The sequence below is a fragment of the Pseudoclavibacter chungangensis genome (assembly GCF_013410545.1).
GTDB classification, from domain to species: domain Bacteria; phylum Actinomycetota; class Actinomycetes; order Actinomycetales; family Microbacteriaceae; genus Pseudoclavibacter; species Pseudoclavibacter chungangensis.
This window is the reverse complement of record NZ_JACCFV010000001.1, coordinates 2115419-2140992: the sequence shown is the minus strand read 5'-3', so window position 1 is coordinate 2140992 and position 25574 is coordinate 2115419. Positions and strand designations below refer to the sequence as shown.

Sequence of the window (25574 nt, the reverse complement as noted above, 5' to 3'; positions counted from 1 at the left end):
GTGATCACGCGCAAGCCCGTCCGGCGCGTCGTCACCGGTCACGATGACCACGGGCGCGCCGTCATCCTGTTCGATGACGCCGATGCCCCGAACACGTTCAGTTCCCCCACCATCCCCGGGTTCGGCGCGACGGTCGCGTGGTTCGCGCCGGCCGGTGCGGTCGACCACGTGACGGATGAGGACCCGGCGCCCGCCGGCGCCGAGATCGACTTCCCGGCCGTCGGCGAGACCGTCGTGCGCATCGCCGATTTTCCTCCGGACGACGTGTATCCGCAGAATGCCGGCGACGCGGTGTTCGACGAGATCGGAGCGCACGAGGAGCGTCAGGCCGGGGGCGGGCACAGCGCCGCCAAGCACTTCTGGTTCCATCGGACGGAGTCGATCGACTACGCGGTCGTGCTCGAGGGCGAGATCACGCTCCTGGTCGACGAGGGGGAGGCCACTCTGAGGGCGGGGGACATCGCGGTGCAACGTGCGACGGCGCACGCCTGGTCGAACCGGACGGACAAGGTGGCACGAGTGCTGTTCGTGCTCGTCGGCACGGATCCGATCAGTCCGGCGGAGATCGCCGAGCGCCGCACCGGGGCGAAGGCGGTGGAGTCGGCGTGATCGTCGACGTCTCCGCTGCCGAGGGCGAGGTGATCTGGCGTCCGGACCCGGATTCGGCCTCCCAGACACAGACCGAGCGCTTCGCCGCGTTCGTCCGGGAGAGCGGCGTGGCGCTCGCGGAGGGCTACCAGGCACTGTGGGAATGGAGCGTCGAGACCCCCGACGCATTCTGGGCGGCGCTCGTCGAGTTCGCCGGCGTGCAGCTCGGAGGCGAGCCCGGCCCCGTGCGCAACGGCGAGCCCATGCCGGAGACCCGCTGGTTCCCCGGGCGCACGCTCAACTTCGCACGGCACCTGCTGGACGGTCGTTCGGGCACCGCGTTGATCGCCGTCGCCGAGGACGGTGTCACCGCAGAGGTCACGTTCGACGAGCTGCGCGGGCAGGTGGGAGCCCTTGCCGCGCAGCTGCGAGCGCTCGGCGTCGCCCCCGGCGACCGTGTGGTGGCGGTGCTCCCGAACGTCCCCGCGGCAGTGGTCGCGCTGCTGGCCACCGCGGCGATCGGCGCGGTGTGGTCGGTGTGCTCGCCGGAGTTCGGGCCCGGCGCGATGGTGTCGCGGTTCCAGCAGCTCGAGCCGAAGGTGCTGATCGCTGCACCGGGCTACCGCCTGGCCGGGTCCGACCGTGATCGGCGATCCGAGATATCGGAGGTGATCGACGAGCTGCCCACGATCGAGCAGGTCATCTGGGTGACCGGTCATGCACCGGGGGTCCCCGCACCCGGGACGCACGTGCCGGCGATCGCATGGGACGAGGTGGTGCATCGCCCGAAGGATCCGGTGTATCTCGACGTCGACTTCAGCCACCCGCTGTGGGTGTTGTTCTCGTCGGGGACCACGGGCATACCCAAGGGCATCGTGCATGGCCACGGTGGCGCGTTGCTGGAGGAGCTGCAGCTCCTGCTGTTCGGAGGCGATGTGCGCGAGGGGGATCGGTACCTCGGAGTCGCCTCCACGAGCTGGGTGGTCTGGAACACGCTCGCGAGTGCGATCGGCGTCGGAGCCGTCGCGGTGCTCGTCGACGGCAACCCCACGTTCCCCTCCGTCGACCGCGTCTGGGAGGTGACCGCCCAGACCCATGCTGCGGTGATCGGCGTCGGAGCAGGATTCATCCACGCGTGCGCGAAGACCGACTCGGTGCCCGGGCGCGACCACGATCTGTCTGCGTTGCGGGAGATCCAAGTCACCGGATCGCCGCTGTCCGCCGACGGGTTCCGCTGGGTCTACCGCAACGTCGGCGACGTCTGGCTCGTGTCGATGAGCGGCGGCACGGACATCGTCGGCTGCTTCGTCGGCGGTGCGCCCACCGACCCGGTGCGCGTCGGCTACATCCAGGCGCCGGCGCTCGGCGTGAAGGTGGAGGCATGGGATGAGAACGGCCGGCCGGCCGCGGGGAAGGGCGAGCTGGTCGTCACGGAGCCGATGCCGTCGATGCCGTTGTACTTCTGGGGCGACGATGACGGGGCGCGCTACCGCTCGAGCTACTTCGAGACGTATCCCGGCGTATGGCGCCACGGCGACTTCATCGAGATCTCCGACAAGGGCATCCAGGTGCTGGGGAGATCCGACTCGACGCTGAACCGAAACGGCATCCGCCTGGGCTCCGCCGACATCTACTCGGTCGTGGAGGCCCTTCCCGAGATCGCGGAGGCTCTCGTCGTCGGCGCCGAGATCGGCGCCGAGGGCTACTACATGCCCCTCTTCGTGAAGCTCACCGAGGGGACCGCGGAGGAAGCGGCCCGCTCTGCCGTCGCCGCGGCGATCCGCAAGAACCTCTCGGCACGGTATCTCCCGGACGATCTCATCGTGATGCGGGCCATCCCGCACACGCGCACCGGCAAGAAGCTGGAGGTGCCGGTGAAGCGGCTCATCCAGGGCGCGTCGCTGGCGGATGTCGTGGATCCCGGTGCTGTCGATGACCCTGCTCTGCTGGAGGAGTACGCGGCGGCGGTGCAGTTGCGAGGGGGCGAGCCCGCACGCCGTTGACCGCATCCCCTCGCAAGTGGACGTATCGTATCGGATAGAACATGTGCAGAGGGGGCGCCCCATGGCGATCCGAAGTGAGCAGAGCCGGCGGGCGATCCTGCAGTCGACGATGAAACTGCTGGACGAGCGCCAGCCGGAGTCGGTGTCCATCCAGCAGCTCTCGATCGAACGGATCGCACGCGAAGCGGGCGTGAGCAAGACCACGATCTACCGGTGGTGGCCGAACAAGGCTGCGGTGATCATCGACACCTTCCTGGAGAATCATATCCTGGCGACGCCGGTCCGGGAGGACCTTCCGGCGATCGATGCCCTCCGCGAGCACTTCCTCTCGCTCGCCACGGTCTACGCCGGGTTCGAAGGGCGTCTCATGGCGCAGCTCCTCGCCGAATGCCAGTACGACCCGGCCACGCTCGAGGAGTTCAAGAAGCACTTCTGGCGCCCACGTCGAAAAGTCGTAAGCGAGCTGATCGAGCGCGCCATCGAGGAGGGGTCGATCCGCACCGACCGGCGTGCGGACGAGATCGCCGAGCGGATCTACGCACCGATCTACTTCCGACTGCTCTTTCAGGAGGGGGCGCTCGACGCCGACACGATGCGCGACGGCTTCGGGCTCGCCCTCGAGGGAATCGCCGCGCGCTGAAGCCCATGCTCGGGCGGACGATCGACTACAACCTCCTGCGACCCTTGCGCGCGCTGCTCGAGGAACGCAGCGTCACGCGGGCGGCCGAGCGGCTGCAGGTGTCGCAGCCGACCATGTCGACGGCGCTGTCACGGTTGCGCGCGCACTTCGACGATCCGTTGCTGGTGCGCAAAGGCGCATCGCACGAGCTCACGCCGCTCGCGACGCGCTTGGTCGCGATGCTGCCCGCGGCTCTGGCCGAGACCGAACGGGTGTTCCAGTCGCAGGCGCAGTTCGACCCGTCGACGAGCACCCGATCGTATGTGATCGCCGCGGTCGATCACGCCGTCACCCGGCTCGGCCCTGCCCTGACGCAGAAGCTGCTGGCGGAGGCTCCTCGCGTCCAGCTCGAGTTCATGACAGCCGACTCGCGACTCGTGAACGGGGCACCCGAGTCATTGCGCACCATCGACGGGCTCATCCTCCCGCACGGCTACCTCGCCGGTCAGCCGCACATCGATCTCATCACCGACGACTGGGCATGCGTCGTCGATGTCGACTCCGATCTGGGGGAGACGCCCTCTGCGGCCGAACTGCTCTCACGGCCGTGGGTGCACACCCTCGCGGCGCGGGACGGGATGACGCCGGCGCGCCGCCAACTGCAGATCCAGGGCATCGAGGTCAGCGTCGCAGCCGTCACACCCTATTTCCACGCCGTGCCCGCGCTCGTGCGCGGGACCGAGCGGGTGGCGCTCTTGCCGGCCACGCTCGCGCGCCGGGTCGCCGAGGGCTACCGCGAGGTGCGTGTCGTGCCGGCGCCCTTCGCGCTGGACCCGGTCCGCGACGCATTCTGGTGGCATCCGGAGCGCGAGCACGGCACGGCTCACGTCTGGCTGCGTCGAGTGCTGGCTCGGATCCGTGAGGAGTTCATTGCGAATGCCGATGATGACCATAGTGAGATTCGTCTTCCGTGATAGTCCACCCCTAAGGGATCGTGGTGGGACGGACAGGGACGTCCCTGCCGCCGAACGGAAGGACCAACGATGGTCACCCTGCTGTCACAGCTCACCCACATCGAGATCCACGCGATCGATCTCGAGGGGACCGCCCGCTACTACGAGGAGCAGATCGGGCTCCGCGTCGTGAACCGCACGGACGAGAAGATCTACCTGCGGGCATGGGGCGACTACTACACCTACAGCCTCGTGCTCTCTCGCGGGGATGCTCCGGGCATGGTCTCGATGGCATGGCGCACCGTCAGCGCAGAGGCCCTCGAAGAGGCCGTCTCGCGCGTCGAGGCGGCCGGTCACGCCGGACAGTGGCACGAGCCCGCGGCGAACATCGGGCGTTCCTATGTCTTCACCGGACCCTACGGCCACACGATGCAGCTGTTCTGGGAGGCCGAGAAGTATGCGGCGCCGGCAGAGTTCGCATCCCAGTACCCCGATCGCCCGGAACGCCGCATCGGCCATGGACTGGCCCCACGCCACCTTGATCACGTGACGATCGCGGCGGCCGACGTCGAAGGGTTCGCCAACTGGTACAGCGACACCCTCGGCTTCCGCCGCATGGCTTTCGCCGGATTCGACGTCGCGGGAGCGCCTGTGACCTTCTTCGGCGTGCTCACCACCAACGAGAAGTCCCACGACCTCGGAGTCCTTCTGGACAGCTCCGACACCCCCGGGCGCATCCATCACTACGCCTGGTGGGTCGAGACACGCGAGGACCTGGTGCGGGCCGCCGATCTGCTCATCGAGAACGGCACGCCCATCGAGTACGGTCCCGGTGTGCACGGCATCGGTGAGCAGGTCTACCTCTACTTCCGCGAGCCGAGCGGTCTGCGCATCGAGGTCAACACCGGCGGATACCGCAACTACGTTCCCGATTGGGAGCCGAACCGGTGGACGCCCGAGTTGGGGGCCGACGACTTCTACCGCAACGTCTCGCTGCCGCCGAGCATGCTCGAGGCCTTCCCGTTCGCCGCCAAGCCGACGGCGACGGAACAGGGGCTCGTCCCCGGCAGCGAGGACGCGATCATCGCCGCCGCTCGACACTCGCACGAGCCCGCGGACCTGACCCGATGAGCCACGAGGACGGTGCCGCGCCCGACACCACCGCTTTCGCGATCGGCACCTTCACCTCTGAAGCCGGCGCGTTCCCCGGTTTCGTGGTCGACGGGCAGGTGCGTGACATCCGGGAGGTGCTCCCGGAGATACGCACCACCGGTGACCTCTTCGCGGAATGGGAGTCGAACCTGGATGCGCTGCAGGCCGTTGTCGCCGATCCGGACGAGCGTGCGCGCCTGGGCGGCGTCCCCGTGGAGGGTGTCGGAGTGCTGCCTCCCGTGCAGCCGATCGGGCCGATCCTGGCGGCGGGAGCGAACTATCGCGAGCACATCCTTCAGATGAGCGTCGTCCACAAGCTCGGGCGATCGGATGCGACGGACGAGGAGCTGTGGGCGGAGGCGGCAGCCGAGAATGATGAGCGCCGACGATCCGGCGACCCGTACATCTGGACAGGCATCCCCTCGGCCGTGAGCGGCGCGTTCGACGACGTGCAGCTTCCCGATGTCGGGGACGACATCGACTGGGAGGTGGAGCTCGGCGTGGTGATCGGCCGGACGGCGCATCGCGTCGCAGCCGAAGACGCATACGACGTCGTCGCCGGCTACACGATCGTGAACGACATCACGTCGCGCACGCTCGTGCCGCGCACGGACATGGCGCTGATCGGAACGGACTGGTTCCGGGCCAAGAACCAGCCCACCTTCTTCCCCACCGGGCCGTACCTGGTGCCGGCGCGGTTCGTGCCCGACCCGACGGCGCTGCGGATCCAGCTGCGGCTCAACGGGGAGATCAAGCAGGATGCCACGACGGACGACCTGCTGTTCGACATCCCGAGCCTGATCGCGTACGCGTCCTCCATCGCGATCCTCCGACCGGGAGACCTGCTCATCACCGGATCGCCGCCCGGGAATGGCTCGCACTGGAAGAGGTTCCTGCGCGACGGCGATGTGATGGAGGCGAGTATCACGGGCCTCGGTGCGCAGCGTAACGTCGTGCGTGGCCCGAGTGGAACGGTGCCGCCGTGGCAGGCTTCGCGCGTGTCGGCGGTGTCCTAACAGCCCGACCCAGCTGCGGAGCGCCCACGAGCGCGACGTGCCGCCCGACTGACGGGTCCAGAAGTAGTCGGCTGTCCGGCACGGCCGGGCATCCTCGCCGTGCAGCAGCACGACGGCGGCGGCCCGCGCCTGCTCCACGGCATTCGTCCAGGTCGGGGTGCGCGCGTGCGAACCGTTCTCGCGGAGGACTGCGGCGACATCACCCGCCGCGACGACGCCGGGAGCTGAGCGCCCGCGGGAGTCCACCACGACCGCGCCGTCGCGCACGTCGAGGCCGGATCCGGCCAGCCGGGCGGTGTTCGGCTCGTCGCCGGCGGCCGTGACGACGACGTCGGCGCGGAGCACCTCCCCGGCGCTCGTCACCGCGCCGGTCACCGGCCCGCCCGCGTCCCCCTCAAGGCGGAGACCGCCCGCGGCGACGACCATCCGCACGTCCCGCGCGTGGGCCGCCTTGCGCACGGTGCCCGCGACGACCGGCCCGAGCCGGCGGTCCAGCGGCGGCACGGGGTCCACGACGGTCACGTCGAGGCCGAGGCCGCTCGCGGTGGAGGCCACCTCCATCCCGAGGAAACCCCCGCCGACCACCAGAGGGTCTGTCCGATGAACGGTGTTTCTGGGCCGGCGGTCATTAGTTGATTCGGCCTTCGAAGGCGATGGCGAACGCGTTCAGCGCCGGCTTCCACCTCGTCGCCCAGCGTGCCCTGCCCCGGCCGGTCGGGTCAAGCGAGCGGGTCACTGACTCGCCCCGGCATGTCCGGAGAGCTGTTTGCTGGTGTCAGCCGGCTCTTTCAACCGGTTCGTTGCGAGCGTAGTCGAGTTGCTCGACCTCGAGGGGTGTGAGGTCGTCGATGGAGCCGTGGGTGCGTTCGGTGTTGAACCAGAGCACCCAGGATGCGGTCGCCGCCTCGACCTGATCGACGTCACGCCAGGGACCTTCGTGGTGGATGAGTTCGGACTTGTAGAGCCCGATCTGCGATTCCGCGAGAGAGTTGTCGTAGGCGTCGCCGACGGATCCGACGGACGGGTCGATGCCTTCGTCGACGAGCCGATCGGTGAAGGCGATTGACGTGTAGACGCTGCCCGCGTCGGTGTGATGCGTGAGCCCCTCGAACCCGGTGATGCCTTCGCGGCGGCGGGTGAAGAGAGCCATGTCGAGGCAGTCGAGCACGAGCGGTGTGGTCATGCTCGTCGCGGCGCGCCAGCCGATGATGCGGCGGGAGTGCGCGTCGAAGACGAACGCGACGTAGACCCATCCAGACCACGTCCACACGTATGTGAAGTCCGCGACCCAGAGCTGGTTCGTGCGGAACCGGGCGAAGTGTCGGTCGACGAGGTCCGCGGGGCGGGTCTCGCGCGGATCCGTGTCGACGGGACGCTTCCGCTTCCCGCGGAGCACGCCGGCGATCCCAAGCTCACGCATGAGGCGCTCGAGCGTGCAGCGCGCGATGTCGTGACCGTCACGGCGGAGCCGCAACCAGAGCTTTCGGGCCCCGAGCACCTTGCGGTGCGCCTGCCACGCCGCCAGGATGATCGGCTTCCACCGCTCATCCGAAACGGCCTGGGATGACGGTCCGCGCCCGCGGGCGTCGTAGTAGGTCGATGGGGCGATCTTCACGCCGTGCTGGGTGAGCACAGCGCAGATCGACTCGACACCCCATCGGAGCCCGCCCTCGGTGCGGTCCTTGTGTTCGTCGATGAAGGCGACTATCGCTTGTGTGGCCGGTCGAGTTCGGCCGCGAAGAAAGCTGAAGCCGCCTTCAAGATCTCGTTCGCCCGCCGCAGCTCGGCGTTCTCCCGCTTCAGGCGCTTGATCTCCACCGCCGCGTCAGTCGTCACACCGGGCCGGTCTCCCGCGTCGACCTGCTCCCGACGGATCCAGGTGCGAATCGTTTCCGGCGACCCGATGCCGAGCATCTGCGCGACCGCGGTCATCGCCTGATACTCGCTCGGATAATCGGCCCGCACCTCGACGACCATACGGACAGCGCGCTCACGAAGCTCGCGCGGATACTTACTGGGACGTCCCATAAGACAGATCCTTCCAAGGAATCCTGTCTCCGGACACACCGGGGCGAGTCAATTGTGAAGAGCCGGTTCTTCTCCCGGAGCTCCGGCGCATCCACGCCGAGAACTACAGCGTCTACGGGGTGCGGAAGATGCACCATGCGATGCGGCGCGCTGGCTGGGATGTGGGCCAGGTCGCCCGGCTCATGCGAGGAGCTGGCCTTCACGGGGTACGGCGTGGCCGGAAGCCGGTCACCACATACCCCACTCACGTGCCCGATGCCCTCCCGGATCTGGCCGAGCGGCGCTTTACTGCAGAGCAGCCGAACCGCCTGTGGGTCGCTGACATCACCTACGTGCGGATCCTCACCGGATTCTGCTACGTCGCCTTCATCACCGACGTATGCACCCGCAAGATCGTCGGATGGGCCGTCTCTGCGACCCTCCACACCGACGGCCTGCCCCTGCTGGCGCTGGAGCACGCACTGCTGACCAGTGGCGCCGTGCGCAGCCAGAGCGGACTGATCCATCACAGCGACCGAGGAGCCCAATACGTTTCCCTGGCGTACTCTGACGCGCTGATCACTGCCAGGGTCACCGCATCGGTCGGCTCCGCCGGAGACTCCTACGACAACGCCCTGGCCGAGACCGTCAACGGCTTGTTCAAGGCCGAGCTGATCCACTCCCAGCGAATCTGGGAGTCCACCCAGGCGGTCGAGATCGCCACCATGGGCTGGGTCCACTGGTGGAACACCGAGCGTCTGCACGAAGCGCTCGGCTACCGCACCCCGGTGGAAGTCGAAGCGTCCTACACTCACCCCACGACGACCGCGCCCGCGCCCGTCCAACCACGGAACGAAACCCAGGGCGCTTCACCCGGATCCTCGGCGGCGAGGGCGGCGTTGAACCGGGCCTTTTGCTTGACGGTGAGGTGCTCGTAGCCGGTGAGCAGCAGTTGCCGGCTGGCCCAGACTTTGTCGGTGGCGGTGCCGCGGCGGCCGTGCAGTTGCCGGGTGATCCGTTGACGGACCTGGGTGACCATGAGGTTGGCGAGGGCGACGAGATGCCACTTGTCGACTGCGATCCGCGCGTCCGGCAGGGCGGTGCGGATCCCGGATCGACAGGTACAACAGCGCCCGCCCGCACACCCGCCTCGGCAACGCCCCACCCGCCGAGTACGAGGCAGCGCACTGCGCTGAGCCCGCCAAGTCATCGCGACCGGCAATGACACCTGCATAGACGTGGCATCAACGCGTAGATGTTTCAGTTTCTTCTGTCTGGGGCTGTGTCAGGTGCTGGACCGGGTGTAGGCAGCGGCGCGCACCACATCGTCGTCCTCCAGTCCAGCTCCTAGTGCTCCGCCCACGGTGGCCAGGCTGGCGGTGAGCCAGCTGATCTTCGCGTAGTCCAAAGCGTTCACTGGGTGACCGGCGATACCGGCCAGTACCTGCTCGTCGATGAGCAGCAGCGCGCCGACCCAGGACAGGATGAATAAGCCGAGGTAGAACACCACAACCCCGATGGCCACGGTCGCGGTGGTGGCCAAATTGAACAGGATCACCTGCTCACGTTGGGCTCGCCGCCGTGGGCGCTCCCACAAGTCGGCTCCCAGGATCAGGGTGGCACTCACCGCCCCGATCGCCATCACCGCCAGCAGGACCAGGCGCACCGGCCCGTAGGCCATGGCCAATACCCATAGGTCCGAGGCCACCAATGTCAGCATGCCGGTGGCCGCTGCCACGACCATCGCCCGGGAGAGCCGGGCCACGAAGGCCCAAGGCTGGTTGGCGCGGATCATGCCCAGCAGCAGCCGCACGTTGCCGCTCAGCACTCGGGCCGTGAACTGCACGACGTTGTCGTCCGGGCGTTCGTCGAGATCGGTGGACAGCTGGTGGGCTCTTCGAGCAAGATCCCGCTGGGCGTTGAGGTCTTCGGCGTCGTAGCCCAGGAGCTGCCCGACCACGTGCACGGTGGTCTCTTGCACCTTCTGCCGCACGTGCACGGGTCCCAGGGTTGGGACGGAGACCAGTCCTACCCCGTGCACGGGGCTGAGCTGGGCGAGCACCGGACGTCGGCCGGTCTTCAGGGGGATCTCGGTGAGCACCACGGCCAAATCCCAGTTCTCCTCCAGCACGCGGTTTCGGGCCGCCTCCAGCAGGTCCAAGGTCTCGGTGGGTGGATCGACCAGCCGGTCTTCGGCCATCTTCAGTTGCCAGCGCACTCCCGGATACCGCTGCACCAAAATCTTGCGCACCGAGGTGGTGACCTCGGGGCCGAGCACCGCACTCAGGGATGGTGAGACCACCAGGCCGATGAGCAGCTCGGCATCGGAAAGGGGTTCGGCAGGATCGGCGGTGGATCCGCAACGCTCAGCAGTCACCGCTCCATGGTAAGGTAACCACGGGCCGGATTCGGTGGTCGCCTCGATCCCGGAAAGAGCGGTGCTGCTCACTGCGAAATCCTCTCCCCGCCGACGCCGCCAGCGCGAAGACATCACAGCCAGCGGGCCCGGGACCTGCCGGTGTCGAGGACGCCTTCTCGATGATGCTGCAGTGACGGATCGGTTGAAGTGCTTCGGCGGTGTGGGAGCAGCGATCAGCGTGGGGCCGGTCGATTCCGTTCGGACAGGTGATGCATCGACTGCCCAGCGGCAGGTGCGGTACTGATGCGGGGATACCCGGTGCAGGGGTGTCAAGGCCCAGCTCCGAAGACGGCAAGCCGGGCACGTGAAAGGCGAATTATAGCCCGCCGCAACCCGAGCGGGAAGGCATGTGTGGCACGAGGCGCCGAAGACGGGCCGGGCGTTTACTGCAGAGATAAATATGCTTATCCTGGAAAGGTCCGCGACATTTTGTAAGGCCCTGAGAGCGGGCCCGTCGCTGGTCCACCACGGACCGACGGGCTCGGGGACGGGGCTGAGGACCCGGAGAGGAGCCACGGCCGTGGCCGAGCTGATGCGCAAGGACCTTGATGCGTTCGGGTCTTTCTACCGCCACCTGCACCGACGGGGTGCTGGTGATTTCGGGCTCCGATGCCGAGTCGGAGCCAGTGGCAGAAGTCCACGAAGATCGCAGGCACCGCGGCTGAACGGCCGATACCGAGGGGGAGGAAGGGAGGCCAGGGCTGCTGATGCGCCCGGACTGTTCCGCAATTTCTCTTCCTAACTTTCCGTCCACTCCCGACCCAGGTGCCCGGCAACCCCGGGTGCAGGTCACCGTCCGGGTCGGATCGTCACCACGAACAGGAAACGATAAGCATGTCCCATCCCTCCCCTCTTTCACCCACTGCTTCGGCTCATTACCAGGTCCTGCGCACAGTGCCCTCCTATGACGAGGCTCAGCGCCTTGTCGACCGACTCTCCGACGCCGGGTTCCCGGTTGAGCACGTGCGCTTGGTCGGCACCGATCTGCGCCTGGTTGAGCAGGTCACCGGGCGGATGACCTACGGCAAGGCCGCCCTGTACGGGGCCGCCTCCGGGGCCTGGCTGGGATTGCTCATTGGCTTGCTGTTGGGTCTTTTCACGGTCGTGGGGTGGCTGTCGGTAATCCTGTGGGCGGTACTCCTGGGCGCGGTGTGGGGGCTGATCTTCGGGTTGCTGGGCCACGCGGCCACCGGCGGGCGCCGGGACTTCAGTAGCGTCCAGGGCCTGGAGGCGTCCTCCTACGAGATTCTTGTGGAGGCCGAGTACTTCGAGGCGGCCACGGCCAAGCTCGACGCCAGCCGTCCCACGACTTGACCGCCAAAGGCCCGGGCCCGGACCGGGTGCTGGCCCACGCCCGAGTAAGTGCTGAGGGCCGTGGCCCTCTGCGCTCCCCCGACACTCACCGCTGGAACGGATTCAGGAGCGGATCTCGCCGGGAAGCAGGGACGTCGGCGTGCCTGTCACCACCAACCGGGTGAAGCGCCCTGGGTTTCGTTCCGTGGTTGGACGGGCGCGGGCGCGGTCGTCGTGGGGTGAGTGTAGGACGCTTCGACTTCCACCGGGGTGCGGTAGCCGAGCGCTTCGTGCAGACGCTCGGTGTTCCACCAGTGGACCCAGCCCATGGTGGCGATCTCGACCGCCTGGGTGGACTCCCAGATTCGCTGGGAGTGGATCAGCTCGGCCTTGAACAAGCCGTTGACGGTCTCGGCCAGGGCGTTGTCGTAGGAGTCTCCGGCGGAGCCGACCGATGCGGTGACCCTGGCAGTGATCAGCGCGTCAGAGTACGCCAGGGAAACGTATTGGGCTCCTCGGTCGCTGTGATGGATCAGTCCGCTCTGGCTGCGCACGGCGCCACTGGTCAGCAGTGCGTGCTCCAGCGCCAGCAGGGGCAGGCCGTCGGTGTGGAGGGTCGCAGAGACGGCCCATCCGACGATCTTGCGGGTGCATACGTCGGTGATGAAGGCGACGTAGCAGAATCCGGTGAGGATCCGCACGTAGGTGATGTCAGCGACCCACAGGCGGTTCGGCTGCTCTGCAGTAAAGCGCCGCTCGGCCAGATCCGGGAGGGCATCGGGCACGTGAGTGGGGTATGTGGTGACCGGCTTCCGGCCACGCCGTACCCCGTGAAGGCCAGCTCCTCGCATGAGCCGGGCGACCTGGCCCACATCCCAGCCAGCGCGCCGCATCGCATGGTGCATCTTCCGCACCCCGTAGACGCTGTAGTTCTCGGCGTGGATGCGCCGGAGCTCCGGGAGAAGAACCGGCTCTTCACAATCTGGAGTGTAGTTGGGGTCTGAATCCGCCGGCCTCGAGCAGGGATCGGGCGATGGTATGTCGACCTCGGGGTTATGTTGACCGGCTCGGTGAGCGCCCAGGCGGGGCAGGGGTGAACGGTTGAGCCTGTCAACATAACCATTGGCTCTGGAGTCGGGGTTCGCTTGATCTGACCGGGGCGGTCGCTGGGATCGCTCGGCTTCAGGTTGAAGCGCCCCAGGTTCTCTGCCGCTTCTATACGGGTTGCGGCTCTCGGGTGAGGGTCGCGTAGTGGGCGGCCTCGAACTCGGCCGGGGTCATGTAGTCGAGGCTACTGTGTAGTCGTCGCTGGTTGTACCAGTCGACCCAGCCGGCGGTGGCGAATTCGATGTCGGCGATGGTCCGGTAGGGGCCGGGGTGGAAGACGGTGGTGCGGATGCACTCGGTCTTGAACAGGCCGATGACGCATTCCATCAACGCATTATCGAAGGCATCGCCGACCGATCCGATCGAGGGGCGGCCGCCCTCGAGCTCGAGGTGCTCGGTGAACCGGATGGCGGTGTATTGCCGACCGGCATCGGAGTGGCCGATCAACTCGCCCGGCTCGATCGGGTGACCTTCTCGACCACGCTGCCAGATCGCCATCTTCAAAGGGACCAGCACCAGATCGGCATCGCGCACCCTCGCGGCGTGCCAGGCAACGATCTTTTGGGCGAACACGTCGACGACGAACGCAACGTAGACCCAGCCGGCCCAGGTCCGGCAGTACGTGAAGTCCATGACCCAGGTCCGGTTCGGGGCGGTCGCGGTGAAGTCCCGGTTGAGCAGATCACCGGCCCGCGTGCCGTCCTTGGCCGGGATCGTGGTCCGGACTCCCTTGGACCGACGAATCCCTTGCAGGCCAAGGGATCTCATCGCCCGATCCACCGACCCCGCAGACGCATCGGGCAGCCGGCGCCGCACCAGCGCGGTCATCTTCCGTCGTCCATACAGACCCTCCGGGGTGAGCCTGCGACAACCGTGCTCATCGACGGTCCAGGCCAGCTCGCGGACCGTGCCCTCGACGACGGCGTCGCGCCGGACCCGAGTGGCGATCGGCCGATCTGGCTGCGCCCAGAGTCGGTAGGTCCGCGCGGCGACCTGGCAGCCCTGCTCGCGCAGGACCCGGCAGGTCGACTCGACCGCATGGCCCTCAGCCCGCATCTCGTCCACGAACGCGACGATCATCGGCTGCGGGGGTCGAGTTCCCCCGCGAAGAAAATCGAAGCCCGTCGGAGGATCTCGTTGTCCTCCTCCAACCGGCGGACCTTGGCCTTCAGCTCCTTGATCTCGGCAAGCTCCTCGCTAGTGGCGCCCGGGCGTTGCCCGCCGTCGATCTGGGCCTGGATCACCCAGCGGCGCACCGACTCCTTCCCAACACCCTCGCGCCTGGCTACCGCCTCGGCGGCCGCGGTCAGGCTCGGGTACTCCGGCAGGTGCTCAAGCACCATGCGCACACAGCGCTCCTTGACCTTCGAATCGATCTTCTTCGGCATGACGTGCATCCTTCCAACTCAGAAAGATGCGGCAAGAAGCCTGGGGCGGTTCAGGGCGCGACGGGTCGATCCGTGGATCGTGCGCCGTCGCGCCCTCACGCACTACGCCTTGGGGATGCGGAGGACCTGGCCGGGGAAGATCAGGTCCGGGTTCGCGATACCGTTGTGGTCGGCGATCGCCTGGTAGCTGACGCCGTAGCGCTCACCGATGGAGCTGAGGTTGTCGCCCTCGACGACCGTGTAGGTCTGCTCGGCCGCGGCGGCCCGCTCGGCCTCGGCCTTCGCCGCTGCGTCGCGCCCGGCCTGCGCCTCCGCGTCCTCCTTCTCCTTCTTCGCCGCGGCGATCCGCTCCTCGGCCTCGGCCTTGGCCTTCGCGGCGTCCTCCTGGACCTTCGCTGCGGCGTCGGCCGTCGCCTTCGCGTCGGCGTCGCGCTTCGCACGCTCCTCGGCCGAGAGGGCGGCCTCCGAGGCGGCCTCCGACTTCTTCGCCTGCTCCGCGGCCTTCGCTTCGGCCTCGGCGGCCTTCTTCTTGAGCTCCTCGGCCTCCTTCGCCGCCTTCTGCGCCTCGCCGGCCTCGCGCTTCGCGGCCGTGTCCTTCGAGATCTGGTCGATGCCCTGCTTGATGTCGTCGAAGATTCCCATGTTGCTTCCCCCAAGGTGGGTCCGATGGCTGCCACGACTGTGGCGTCCGGTGCGATGCTAGCGAGTCCAAACGACGGGGCGGCCTCTTGCGGCTGGCGTGTGACGTCTGGCGACCGGAACGCCTCGCAGCTTGCGCCGCGGTCGTGCCCGCTCGCCCCCGGTGGTTCCGCCCCTGCGCTCGAGCGGCCACGGGCGCCGGTCGGCCCCGTCGACGCGCGGCTGTCGTGGCGTGGACGTCGTTCCGCGGAGGCCGACGACCGTCCTCGTCGTGGCTCGGTCGTGCGTCCGACCCGGCCGCGACGTCGCGGTGCGCGCGGGGGTCACGGCACCCGACGGGTGATCACCGAGATGCACGACGGCGTCCACGTCCCCGGCCTCGATCGCCTCCGGGGCTCGCGACGGCGGGATCACGTGGCCGGGCACGGCGGCGAGCACCGCGATGCGCGTTCGTGGCCGGGCGACCGGCATGACGGATGCTCTCGTCCGTGGGTTCGGTGTGGACCCGGGCGCCGGCGCCGTGTTCGGTGACGGCGGCCGGTTCGCGGCCTCAGCCGCCGGACCCATAAACTGAGAGGCGTTCTCAATAAATTGTCGTCGTGTTCGATGGCGACCGGTGACCCGTCAGGGTCTCCGCGTGACGATGTGAACGTATGAAACTTGAAGTTCGGCATACCGAACATTATTGTTTTGAGCAGCACGTCATCGTAGCGACGTGATCGAACGGAAGGCGGGGACATGCGGTTGCCTACTCGCGTGCTGACGGGAACGGCGGTGCTGCTCGCGGCCGCCATGGCGTTCACGGGGTGCGCCGGTGGAACGGCGGCCGGTGAGGGGGCGGGCGACGGTGAGAAGCCCGTCGTCCTGACGACGTTCACCGTGCTCGCCGACATCGCGCGCAACGTCGCCGGCGACCACCTCACCGTCGAATCGATCACCAAGCCCGGCGCGGAGATCCACGGCTACGAGCCCACGCCACAGGACATCGCGAGGGCATCGAAGGCCGCTCTCGTCCTCGACAACGGTCTGAACCTCGAGGTGTGGTTCCAGCAGTTCGTCGACAAGATCGACGTGCCCCACGTCGTCGTGTCCGAGGGCGTCGAAGTCATCGACATCACCGAGGACGCCTACGCCGGCAAGCCCAATCCGCACGCCTGGATGAGCCCGCTCAACGTGCAGATCTACGTCGAGAACATGGTGCACGCGTTCAGCGAGCTCGACCCCGCGCACGCGGCGGACTACGAACGGAACGGGACGAGCTACACGTCCGAGCTGCAGACCGTGCAGGACGACCTCGTCACCGAGCTCGCGACACTTCCTGAGAACCAGCGCGCACTCGTCACGTGCGAGGGCGCGTTCTCCTACCTCGCCCGCGACGCGGGACTCACGGAGCAGTACATCTGGCCCGTCAACGCGGAGCAGCAGGCGACGCCACAGCAGATCACGTCCGCGATCGAGTTCGTCGAGTCGAACGACGTGCCCGCGGTCTTCTGCGAGTCGACCGTCACCGACAAGCCCATGCAGCAGGTCGTCGATGCGGCGGGCGCGACGTTCGGCGGTGTGCTGTACGTCGACTCCCTCTCCGAGGCCGACGGCCCGGTCCCCACGTATCTCGACCTCATCCGCTACGACGCCGACACGATCATCGCCGGACTGACCGGTCGGGCCCGATGACCGTCGCGATCAGCGTCGACGACCTCGCCGTCCGATACGGCGAGGTCGTCGCCCTCGACGGTGTCGACCTGCAGGTCCCCTCGGGCCGCGTGACGGGACTCATCGGCATGAACGGCTCCGGCAAGTCGACGCTCTTCAAGTCGATCATGGGGATGGTGCGGCCCGATCACGGCCGCGTCCTGCTCGACGGCGGGAGCCCCGCGCTCGCCCGGAAGCACGGCCTCATCGGCTACGTCCCGCAGAGCGAGGACGTGGACTGGTCGTTCCCCGTCTCGGTCCACGACGTCGTCATGATGGGGCGATACGCCCACCAGGGCATCACACGTCGCCCGAGGGCCGCGGACCGGGAGGCCGTGGCCGAGGCACTCGAACGCGTCGAACTCACCGGATTCGCGGACCGTCAGATCGGTCAGCTCTCCGGCGGTCAGCGCAAGCGCGCGTTCGTCGCGCGCGGCATCGCGCAGGGCGCCGGGATCATGCTCCTCGACGAACCGTTCGCGGGCGTCGACAAGCGAAGTGAGGCGACGATCGTCCGATTGCTGCGCGAACTCGCGGACGACGGCCGGACGATCCTCGTCTCGACGCACGACCTGCACGCGCTTCCGCAGCTCGCCGACGAGGCGGTGCTCCTGCTCCACCGTGTCCTGTTCCACGGCAGCGTGGCGGAGGCGCTCACCCCCGAGCGGCTCGCGCTCGCGTTCGGCCTCGACGTCCTCGGCGGGGGAGACGACGCATGAGCCTCCTCGAACTGCTCCTCGAGCCACTGCAATACGACTTCATGGTGCGCGCCATCATCACGACGGTCGTCGCCGCGATCGTGTGCGCACTGCTGTCGTGCTGGCTCGTCCTCGTCGGGTGGTCGCTCATGGGTGACGCGGTGTCGCACGCCGTCCTCCCCGGCGTCGTCATCGCCTACGTCCTCGGTGCACCCTTCGCGATCGGTGCCCTCGTGTTCGGCTTCCTCGCCGTCGCGCTGATCGGTGCGATCCGTGGCACGAGTCGGGTGAAAGAGGACGCGGCGATCGGCATCGTCTTCACGACCCTCTTCGCGCTCGGTCTCGTGCTCATCTCGGTCACGCCCAGCCAGACCGATCTGAACCACATCATCTTCGGCAACATCCTCGGCGTCTCGGTCGCGGATCTCGTGCAGATCGCGGTGCTCGCGGCGATCGCGTTCACCGCGCTCGTCGTCAAGCGACGCGACCTCACGCTCTACGCGTTCGACCCGACGCACGCGTTCGCGATCGGGCTGTCGCCCCGGTTCCTCGGGGCCCTGCTGCTCGGTCTGCTCGCGCTCACCTCGGTCGTCGCGCTCCAGGTCGTCGGCGTCATCCTCGTGGTCGCGATGCTCATCATCCCGGGCGCCACGGCGTACCTGCTCACGGACCGCTTCGGCCGGATGCTCGTCATCGCCCCCACGATCTCGGCGCTCGCGTCGGTCGCGGGCATCTACCTGAGCTACTGGCTCGACGCCTCACCCGGCGGGCTCGTCGTCATGGTCCAGGGGGCCGTATTCGCGCTCGTGTACCTGTTCGCTCCGCGGCACGGACTCCTCGGGAAGCGCCTGGCGGCACGCCGCCGTCGGGAGGTGGCGGGGGCGAGCTAGCCACGACGGACACGGAATCCCCCGCGGGGGAGCGTCCGGCCTCGAAGTCGTTGCCCGGAAGACCGTTCGTCGTCTCCGACGCGGCGCCGGACCGCCCCGACACGAACCGGGGCGCGGGCACCACACCCTCGATCTGGAGCACTGTGCCACCGCGGGGATTCATGGTGCCAGGTGCCCGGACCCTCGCGGCTGAGCCCTCGGCCCGTCAGCGGGATCGTGCCGGAGCTCGGCCGGACTCCGGATCGGGACGGACAGCACGGTCCTGGGCTCCACCGACGACAGCTCATGCCCCACGCCGAAAGCGCACGGGACGTCGGATGGCGTGCCGACGAGCGCGAGCCGGTCCCGAGGTGCCAGGATCCTCTTCGTGAAACCCGTGCCCCGCCGACTCGCGTTCCTCGTCGCCGCGTGCTTCTTCATGGAGAACCTCGATGTGACGATCGTGACGACCGCGCTCCCGACGATCGCGAGCGAACTCGGCGTCGGCACGCCGGAAGCCGCGGTCCTCGTGAGCTCCTACCTCGTCGCGCTCGCGGTCTTCATCCCGCTCGGCGGCTGGTTGCTCACACGCCTCCAGGCGCGGACGGTGTTCGTCGCGGCGATCGTCGTCTTCACGCTCGCCTCCCTCGGCTGCGGGTTCGCGCAGGATCTCGGCACGCTCACGTCGCTCCGGGTGCTGCAGGGCGCGGGTGGTGCACTCATGGTGCCCGTGGGGCGGCAGCTCGTGCTCCGCGATGCGCCCAAGCAGGATATTCCGCGACTCATCGCCTATATCGTCTGGCCCGGGCTCGTGGCACCCGTCATCGCGCCGTTCGTGGGCGGCGTCATCACGACCCACGTCGCGTGGGAGTGGATCTTCTGGATCAACGTGCCGCTCGGGATCATCGCGACGATCGCCGCGATCCGGCTCACACCGCGCACGGTCGAGGGGGAGCGAACCGCCTTCGACGTCCTCGGCTTCGTCCTCGTGGCCGTCGGCCTCGGGGGCCTCACGTGGGGTGCCCAGCGCGTCGTCGACGGCGCATGGGACGCACCGATCTGGGGTGGCGCCGCGGTCGTCGCCCTCGTCGTCGGGATCCTGCACCTGCGGCGGACCCCGCACCCCGTCATCGATCTCGGCGTCCTGCGCGATCGCGTGTTCGCGACGGCCCAGCTCGGGCAGGTGGCCTACTGGATCGCGGTCGGTGCCGTGCCGTACCTGCTGCCGCTGCTGCTGCAACAGGCCTACGGCTGGGACCCCGTGCAGGCCGGTCTGCTCGTGATGTGGGTGTTCGTCGGCAACATCGGCATCAAGCCCGCGACGACGCCGCTGCTCAACCGCTTCAGCTATCGGAGCGTGCTCGTGGTCTCGGCGATCGCGCTCGCGGTCGTGACCGTCGCGCTCGCGCTCGTGCCGCCCGAGTGGCCGAGCGTCGTGCTCGCGGTCCTCGCCCTCCTGAGCGGCGTGTTCCGTTCGGTCGCGCTCACGGCCTTCGCGACGATCGGGTTCGCGACGATCGCGAACGAGGAGCGTCGCGCGGCGAACACCGTCAATGCCGTCATCGTCCAGGTCGCGAGCGGATTCGGCGTGTCGATCGCGTCGGTCGGGCTCGCGTTCGGCGTGTGGTCGACGGGGGAGACCGCTCGCCCGGCGTTCCTCATCGCCTTCGCACTCGTGTCCGTCGGAGCACTCGCGTCCGCGATCGTCATGTCGACGCTCCCGCGCGGCTCGGGCGACGAACTCCGTACCGTCCGGCGGGCCTGATCCGCGACGCGCGCCGAACGCGCGCCTCGACGGACATGCCCGACCGCCGGGCGACGGACGCGGAGCGGCGCCGGGTCAGGACGTCGGCAACTCGCCCGTGAGGAACTGGGCCCGGCCCGCGCCGAACGACCAGTCCGCCGAGGAGTTCTCGACGACGCTCACGACGAGGTCCTCCGGCGGGACGCCCGGGGTCTCGTCGAGCTTCTGCGCCAGGAGGGCGTACAGTCGCTCCTTCGCCGCCTCGGGGCGTGCCTTGCTGATGACGCGCACGATCGTGAGGCGATCGCTGCGGGTGAACCCGAGACCCGTGTCGAGCGCGCGGATCTCGAACGGCTCGTGCTGTGTGAGCACCTGGTACCGGTCGGTCTCGGGCACCTCGAATGCCTCGACGACGGCCTCGTGGATCGTGTCGAGCAGGCTCGTGAGATAGGTCTCGTCGTGCCCCTTGAGGACGTGGACGGCGATGAGTGGCATGGGGGTTCCTCGTTCCGTTGGTGAATCGGCTTGGGTCGGTGGTCAGATGTCGCGGGCGAGCGCGCGGACGACGTCCGCGGCGGGCCCGGTCGGTGCGCTGCGGAATCCCGTCCCCGCCCAGAGATGGAGGCGATCGGCGTCGCCGGCGGCGCCGGCGGCCTTCCGGAGCGCGCGGGTGAGGTGGTGCACGGCGGGGTACGCAGTGAGGCCCGTCGCCTGGTGGCGATCGACGAACCCGTTCCGGAGCGCACGCGCAGGCCGCCCCGTGAACGCGCGCGTGACGACCGTCTCGGTGTGCGCGGGATCACCGAGCGCGCGGCGATGGGTGGGGGAGGTGCCGGCCTCGTCGGTGCGCAGCAGGAGCGTGCCGACCGCGACGGCCTCAGCGCCCGCGTCGAGCAGTCGGCGGACGGCCTCGGGGCCGTCGACGCCACCCGCGGCGACGACGGGGAGGGGGGTGACCGCGCGGACGCGTCGGACGAGTGTCGCGGTGTCGAGCGGTTCGGGGTCGCGCGTGTCGTCGAAGGTCGCGCTGTGCCCACCCGCGGCGGCGCCCTGGACGACGAGTCCGTCCGCACCGACGTCGGTCGCAAGCAGGGCCTCCGCGGGGGAAGTCACCGAGACGAGCACACGCGTCCCGACGGCGTTGAGCGCGGCGATCGCGGCGGGGTCGGGGAGGCCGAAGGTGAACGAGACGACGGGGACCGGGTGCGCGACGAGGAGCGCGAGTTTCGCGTCCCAGTTGTCGTCGTCGGTGAGGGGCACGTCGTCAAGCGTGAGGTCGTACGCGGCGGCCTCGTCGCCGAGCTCCGCGGCGTAGGCGGCGAACGCCGCGTCGTCGACCGGCTCGGTCGAGGGGACGAACAGGTTGACCCCGAACGGAACGCCCGCAGCGCGGAGTCGCTCGATCTGTGCGAGCAGGTCGTCGGGCGCGGCGTAGCCGCCCGCGAGGAACGGGAATCCGCCCGCGGTGGCGACCGCTTCAGCGAGCGCGACGGTGCTCGGGCCGCCCGCCATCGGTGCGGCGACGACGGGCAGTCGCGAGGTGATGAGTCGATCCGACATGCGGGCCCTCCTCCGAGACGTGCACGAGCTGCGCAACGGGTGCCACGCTACGGAACGCCCAGCTCACCGTGAAGTGCCGATCCGTCGCGATCTATGCTTCTGGGTTATGGATGTGGAGTTGCGGCACCTGCGCGCGTTCGTCGCCGTCGCGCGGGAGTCGTCGTTCACGGCGGCCGCGTCCTCGCTGCACGTCACCCAGCCTGCCCTTTCCCGGACGGTCCGTCGGCTCGAGGAGCTCGTGGGCGTCCGTCTGCTCGAACGCACCACCAGGTCGGTCACGCTCACGCCTGCGGGCACCCGATTCCTGGCGCGCGCCACGGACGTCTTCGCCACGCTCGAGCTCGCGCTCGACGAGGCGAAGAGCGGTCGGGAGCTGCGGCTCGGCTTCTCGTGGGCGCTTCCCGACCCCTGGTTCGCCGAGTGCGTCGAGGCGTTCGAACGTTCCGAGGGTGCTCGCGTGCGGGTCGTGCGACGCGACGACATCGCCGCCGCGCTCGCGCGGAACGAGATCGATGCGGCCCTCGTCCGTCACGAGATCCGGGCGAGGGGCGTCCGGCAGCGGAACCTGTTCGACGAGCCGCGCGTGGCGGCCGTCAGCGCGCGCTCGTCGCTCGCGCGGCGTCGGACGATCGACTGGGACGAGCTGCGCGACCACACGATCATCGTGAACACGGGGAGCGGCAGTACGCGCCCCGAGCTGTGGGCCGCGGGACGGGAGCCCGGGGACGTCGTCGAGTGCGGCAACTACGACGAGTGGATCACGCTCGTCGCCGCCGATCGCGGTGTCGGGGCGACGCCACGATCCGCGGCGTCGACCTACGCCCACGCGGGCGTCGTGTTCGTTCCGCTCGTCGACGCCCCGCGGGTGCCGCTCCGTCTCGTCCGGCCCGCGGATCGCTCGGACGAACTCGTCGATCGTTTCGTGGCGATCGGGATCGCCGCGCACGCCGCCGCCGATGACGACGGCGAGCGCGCACCGCACGAGCGATGAGCGTCGGCCCTGTCGCACGGGGTGGGAGGGGCGGCGGCACATCGCCCCGACCCCGTCCCTCCCCGTGCGGCGCCTCAGTTCCCGCCGCCGAGACCGGCGACGCTCGAGTGGTTGAACTGGACGTGCTTCGTGCGGGAGTAGTCGTCGAGGGCGTACGACGACAGGTCGCGGCCGTAGCCCGAGCCCTTGAAGCCACCCCACGGCACCTCGTTCGCGATTACGAGGTGCGTGTTCACCCACACCGTGCCGAAGTCGAGCAGGTGCGGTAGTTCGAGGGCCGCGCTCGCGTCGCTCGTCCAGACCGATGCGGCCAGGCCGTACTCGACCTCGTTCGCCCTCGTGACGGCCTCGTCGAGCGTCGCGAACGTCTCGACCGTGACGATCGGGCCGAACGCCTCCTCCTGCGAGGCGTAGGAGCCCGGCGCGACGTTCGTGAGCACGGTCGGGGCCACGAAGTAGCCCGGCCCCTCGAGCGCACCGCCGCCGACCGCCGCGACCGCGCCGTCGGACGTTGCGCGCTCGATGAACGCGAGGACGCGCTCGTAGTGGGCCTTCGAGAAGAGCGGGCCGATCTCGATCCCGTCACCCGCCCAGGGCTCGCCGATCGCGAGTGCGCCGACCTGTTCGACGAGCAGGTCCGTGAACCGATCGGCGACCGATTCGTGGACGAGCACGCGCGTGCCCGAACCGCACTCCTGCCCGCTGTTCCAGAAGCCCGCCGTGCGGATCGTCTGCGCGGCCAGCTCGAGGTCGGCGTCCGCGAGGATGACGAGCGGGGCCTTGCCGCCGAGCTCGAGGTGCACGCGCTTGACCGTCTCGCTCGCGGCGGCGGCCACGGTCCTGCCACTGCCGACGCTGCCCGTCAGGGCGACGAGGGCGATGTCGGGGTGGCTGGAGAGTCGAGCGCCGACCTCGCGACCGAGCCCGAGGACGAGGTTCGCGACGCCCGCGGGCAGGATGTCGGCGACGAGCTCGCAGAGGGCGAGCAGGCTGAGCGGCGTCTGCTCCGACGGCTTGATGACGAGCGTGTTGCCCGCGGCGAGGATCGGTGCGATCTTCCACGCGGCCATGAGCAGCGGGTAGTTCCACGACACGATCGCGCCGACCACGCCGACGGGTTCGCGCAGGATGATCGAGGTGTGGCCCTCGACGTACTGCGAGCTGCCGACCTCGGCGAACGAGCGCGCCGCGCCGGCCGAGAACCGGAAGACGTCCGAGGCCGAGGCCACGTCGTCGACCGCGACCTCGTGCGGCTTGCCCGCGTTGAGTGACTCGAGTCGCTCGAGGCGGTCGTGCGCCTCGTCGATCCGGTCGGCGATGCGCAGCAGCAGCTCGGCGCGATGCTTCGGCGTCGTGCGACGCCACCCGGCCAGTGCGGCGTTCGCGGCGGCGACCGCGCGGTCGACGTCGTCCGACGAACCGCGGGGGACGTCGGCGATGGGAGTCTCGGTCGACGGGTCGACGAGGGTCGTCGTCGCATCGCCCGTGCCGGGGACGAAGGCTCCGTCGATGAAGTGGGTGAGGGGCGGGAGCTCGTCGCTCGCGACGAACGTCGCGTGTGCGTCGCTGCGCTGGACGGTTGCGGGGCTGGTTTCACTCACGGTTCCGGGTCCTTCCGGTGGTGGTCGAGGAATCGGGTGTGCTCATCACTGAGCCAAGATTTGATCACCGATCATAAGTCGGCGTCTCGGTGGACACAAGCATGCGGTCGTGCTCGTCGATCGGGCGGGGTGTCGAGGGGTGCCGGGCGTCGGCTGAACACCCGGGGCGACTACTGTGGGGCCATGTCGATGTCGCGGATCGAGCCGAGTGCCAGGGTTGCCGATCAGGTCTTCGAGGCGATCCACGAGGCGATCATCCGCGGCGATCTGCCAGCGGGGAAGCGGCTCAACATGCGCGAGCTCTCGGACGAGCTCGGCACGAGCACGATGCCGGTCCGCGAGGCGATCCGCCGTCTCGAGGAGATGGGGCTCGCCGAGGCCGTGCCGTACCGTGGCGCGATCGTGCGCGGCTTCACCGACAAGGAGCTCCTCGATCTGTACGCCGTGCGGCGACGGCTCGAGGTCGATGCCGCGACCCTCGGGACCGCGCGTTCCTCGGCCACGACGATCGCGCGCATGGTCGAGGAGTTCGGCGCCATGGAGCGTGCCGTCGAGGCCGCCGATCCGGTCGACTATCTCGATCGTGACGAGGGATTCCTCGCCGTGCTGTACGAGGAGTCCGACAACGCGGTGCTCGTCGAGATGATCCGCACCCTGTGGCACCGGTGTCGCTCCTACAAGCTGCTCGGCGCGCAACGCGCCATGGCGGCGGGCGACGGAGCGCCGCTGCTCGATCATCAGCGGGCACTGCTCGCCGCCGTCCGTGCCGGCGACGCCGAACGCGCCGGTGTGATCACGGGTGAGTCGATCGACTCGGCGACCACGCGCATCGGTGAGGCGATCAGGCCCGCGAGCGACGACACGGACTGAGTCCGACCGGGGGGTGAGTCCCGCGCGTCCGCCGAATCCGGTGGTCGCGCGTGTCGCCGTGCGCTCGTCGTGCCGCGAGTGCGTGGTGGCCGTCTCGGTGTGCGTCATCGCGGCCGGCACGGTGCGCGCCACCGTCGTCGACGTGGTCGGCTCATCAAAAAATATCGCCGATCTGTGATCAGATATTGTGTGATCGCCGATCGGAACCTATCGTGATGGAAACCTCGGCACGAGGAACCGGACACAGCAGTCCGAAGGCCCACCGAACCGGTCCGGGACCGGTACCCCACCACGGCTGAACGCGCACACGCACGCGACGACGCGTCGGTGTCCGACGCTGCGTTCCGTCGTGCCCACCCAAGCGA

General features: G+C 68.9%; 22 protein-coding genes and 3 pseudogenes. 15 read left to right on the top strand and 10 right to left on the bottom strand.

The window, feature by feature from the left end; all coding sequences use genetic code 11:
* The 6 genes from HNR16_RS09580 to HNR16_RS09555 all read left to right on the top strand — a co-directional run bounded on the left by HNR16_RS09580 (position 1) and on the right by HNR16_RS09555 (position 6331).
* Positions 1-609: a cupin domain-containing protein gene (locus HNR16_RS09580; protein ID WP_158041943.1), complete on the top strand. Its 609-nt coding sequence runs from the start codon at positions 1-3 to the stop codon at positions 607-609.
* Positions 606-2591, top strand: a complete 1986-nt coding sequence (locus HNR16_RS09575) for an acetoacetate--CoA ligase (protein WP_218868421.1) — start codon at positions 606-608, stop codon at positions 2589-2591. Before HNR16_RS09580 ends, HNR16_RS09575 begins: the two co-directional genes overlap by 4 nt.
* Before the next feature lie 16 nt (positions 2592-2607).
* Positions 2608-3231 carry a TetR/AcrR family transcriptional regulator gene (locus HNR16_RS09570; RefSeq protein WP_179558181.1) on the top strand — a complete coding sequence of 208 codons (624 nt, stop codon included), beginning with the start codon at positions 2608-2610 and terminating at the stop codon, positions 3229-3231.
* A gap of 5 nt (positions 3232-3236) precedes the next feature.
* Positions 3237-4184, top strand: a complete 948-nt coding sequence (locus HNR16_RS09565; RefSeq protein ID WP_158041945.1) for a LysR family transcriptional regulator — start codon at positions 3237-3239, stop codon at positions 4182-4184.
* A 69-nt stretch (positions 4185-4253) separates the two neighbouring features.
* Complete coding sequence (locus HNR16_RS09560; RefSeq protein WP_158041946.1) at positions 4254-5294, top strand: VOC family protein; 1041 nt, start codon at positions 4254-4256, stop codon at positions 5292-5294.
* Entirely contained in the window at positions 5291-6331 is a 1041-nt protein-coding gene (locus HNR16_RS09555) for a fumarylacetoacetate hydrolase family protein (protein WP_158041947.1), read from the top strand. Before HNR16_RS09560 ends, HNR16_RS09555 begins: the two co-directional genes overlap by 4 nt.
* Positions 6332-6469: 138 nt before the next feature.
* Here the strand turns inward: HNR16_RS09555 and HNR16_RS19025 are convergent.
* Together HNR16_RS19025 and HNR16_RS09545 are read right to left on the bottom strand one after the other, a co-directional pair.
* Positions 6470-6922 (bottom strand): annotated as a pseudogene (locus HNR16_RS19025) (FAD-dependent oxidoreductase); the annotation flags it as partial.
* Positions 6923-7106: 184 nt separating this feature from the next.
* A protein-coding gene (locus tag HNR16_RS09545; RefSeq protein WP_179558138.1) for an IS3 family transposase occupies positions 7107-8359 on the bottom strand; the annotation gives its coding sequence in 2 pieces (ribosomal slippage) (positions 7107-8077 and positions 8077-8359; 1254 coding nt in all).
* A gap of 59 nt (positions 8360-8418) precedes the next feature.
* Between HNR16_RS09545 and HNR16_RS09540 the strand changes: the two are divergent.
* A pseudogene (locus HNR16_RS09540) lies at positions 8419-9171 on the top strand (IS3 family transposase); the annotation flags it as partial.
* Here the strand turns inward: HNR16_RS09540 and HNR16_RS18225 are convergent.
* Both HNR16_RS18225 and HNR16_RS09535 read right to left on the bottom strand, forming a co-directional pair.
* Positions 9150-9548, bottom strand: coding sequence for a transposase (locus HNR16_RS18225; RefSeq protein WP_225738016.1), 399 nt, complete (start codon positions 9546-9548; stop codon positions 9150-9152). The pseudogene HNR16_RS09540 and the gene HNR16_RS18225 sit on opposite strands and share 22 nt — an antisense overlap.
* Before the next feature lie 75 nt (positions 9549-9623).
* Entirely contained in the window at positions 9624-10715 is a 1092-nt protein-coding gene (locus HNR16_RS09535; protein WP_158042210.1) for a hypothetical protein, read from the bottom strand.
* Positions 10716-11591: 876 nt separating this feature from the next.
* On the opposite strand from HNR16_RS09535, the gene HNR16_RS09530 reads away from it, so the two are divergent.
* Positions 11592-12071 (top strand): YflT domain-containing protein, encoded by a 480-nt coding sequence (locus tag HNR16_RS09530; RefSeq protein ID WP_158042213.1) that lies wholly within the window; start codon positions 11592-11594, stop codon positions 12069-12071.
* Positions 12072-12217: 146 nt separating this feature from the next.
* Here HNR16_RS09530 and HNR16_RS09525 read toward each other — a convergent pair.
* The 3 genes and pseudogenes from HNR16_RS09525 to HNR16_RS09515 form a co-directional block, all read right to left on the bottom strand.
* Positions 12218-13024 (bottom strand): annotated as a pseudogene (locus tag HNR16_RS09525) (IS3 family transposase); the annotation flags it as partial.
* 241 nt (positions 13025-13265) lie between these two features.
* A protein-coding gene (locus HNR16_RS09520) for an IS3 family transposase (RefSeq protein WP_158040886.1) occupies positions 13266-14545 on the bottom strand; the annotation gives its coding sequence in 2 pieces (ribosomal slippage) (positions 13266-14272 and positions 14272-14545; 1281 coding nt in all).
* Positions 14546-14647: 102 nt separating this feature from the next.
* Positions 14648-15187, bottom strand: a complete 540-nt coding sequence (locus tag HNR16_RS09515; protein WP_158040885.1) for a LysM peptidoglycan-binding domain-containing protein — start codon at positions 15185-15187, stop codon at positions 14648-14650.
* Between the two features lie 735 nt (positions 15188-15922).
* Here HNR16_RS09515 and HNR16_RS09510 point away from each other — a divergent pair.
* The 4 genes from HNR16_RS09510 to HNR16_RS09495 all read left to right on the top strand — a co-directional run bounded on the left by HNR16_RS09510 (position 15923) and on the right by HNR16_RS09495 (position 20208).
* Positions 15923-16858 (top strand): metal ABC transporter substrate-binding protein, encoded by a 936-nt coding sequence (locus HNR16_RS09510; RefSeq protein WP_158040884.1) that lies wholly within the window; start codon positions 15923-15925, stop codon positions 16856-16858.
* A complete protein-coding gene (locus HNR16_RS09505; RefSeq protein WP_158040883.1) occupies positions 16855-17595 on the top strand; it encodes a metal ABC transporter ATP-binding protein in 741 nt (246 codons plus the stop codon). The genes HNR16_RS09510 and HNR16_RS09505 overlap by 4 nt, the downstream gene beginning before the upstream one ends.
* The gene (locus HNR16_RS09500; RefSeq protein ID WP_158040882.1) at positions 17592-18464 is read left to right on the top strand and encodes a metal ABC transporter permease; all 873 of its coding nucleotides are present in this window, start codon (positions 17592-17594) and stop codon (positions 18462-18464) included. The genes HNR16_RS09505 and HNR16_RS09500 overlap by 4 nt, the downstream gene beginning before the upstream one ends.
* 367 nt (positions 18465-18831) lie before the next feature.
* Positions 18832-20208, top strand: coding sequence for an MFS transporter (locus tag HNR16_RS09495; protein ID WP_158040881.1), 1377 nt, complete (start codon positions 18832-18834; stop codon positions 20206-20208).
* A gap of 75 nt (positions 20209-20283) precedes the next feature.
* Here HNR16_RS09495 and HNR16_RS09490 read toward each other — a convergent pair whose 3' ends face one another.
* Both HNR16_RS09490 and HNR16_RS09485 read right to left on the bottom strand, forming a co-directional pair.
* Positions 20284-20682: a tautomerase family protein gene (locus HNR16_RS09490; RefSeq protein WP_158040880.1), complete on the bottom strand. Its 399-nt coding sequence runs from the start codon at positions 20680-20682 to the stop codon at positions 20284-20286.
* Between the two features lie 42 nt (positions 20683-20724).
* Positions 20725-21747: an NAD(P)H-dependent flavin oxidoreductase gene (locus HNR16_RS09485; RefSeq protein ID WP_158040879.1), complete on the bottom strand. Its 1023-nt coding sequence runs from the start codon at positions 21745-21747 to the stop codon at positions 20725-20727.
* 112 nt (positions 21748-21859) lie between these two features.
* On the opposite strand from HNR16_RS09485, the gene HNR16_RS09480 reads away from it, so the two are divergent.
* Complete coding sequence (locus HNR16_RS09480) at positions 21860-22738, top strand: LysR family transcriptional regulator (protein WP_276528843.1); 879 nt, start codon at positions 21860-21862, stop codon at positions 22736-22738.
* Between the two features lie 74 nt (positions 22739-22812).
* On the opposite strand, the gene HNR16_RS09475 is transcribed toward HNR16_RS09480, so the two are convergent.
* The gene (locus HNR16_RS09475) at positions 22813-24339 is read right to left on the bottom strand and encodes an aldehyde dehydrogenase family protein (RefSeq protein ID WP_158040877.1); all 1527 of its coding nucleotides are present in this window, start codon (positions 24337-24339) and stop codon (positions 22813-22815) included.
* Between the two features lie 183 nt (positions 24340-24522).
* On the opposite strand from HNR16_RS09475, the gene HNR16_RS09470 reads away from it, so the two are divergent.
* Positions 24523-25209, top strand: a complete 687-nt coding sequence (locus tag HNR16_RS09470; RefSeq protein ID WP_158040876.1) for a GntR family transcriptional regulator — start codon at positions 24523-24525, stop codon at positions 25207-25209.
* A 40-nt stretch (positions 25210-25249) separates the two neighbouring features.
* Positions 25250-25387: a hypothetical protein gene (locus tag HNR16_RS09465; protein WP_179558179.1), complete on the top strand. Its 138-nt coding sequence runs from the start codon at positions 25250-25252 to the stop codon at positions 25385-25387.
* Positions 25388-25574: the final 187 nt, after the last annotated feature.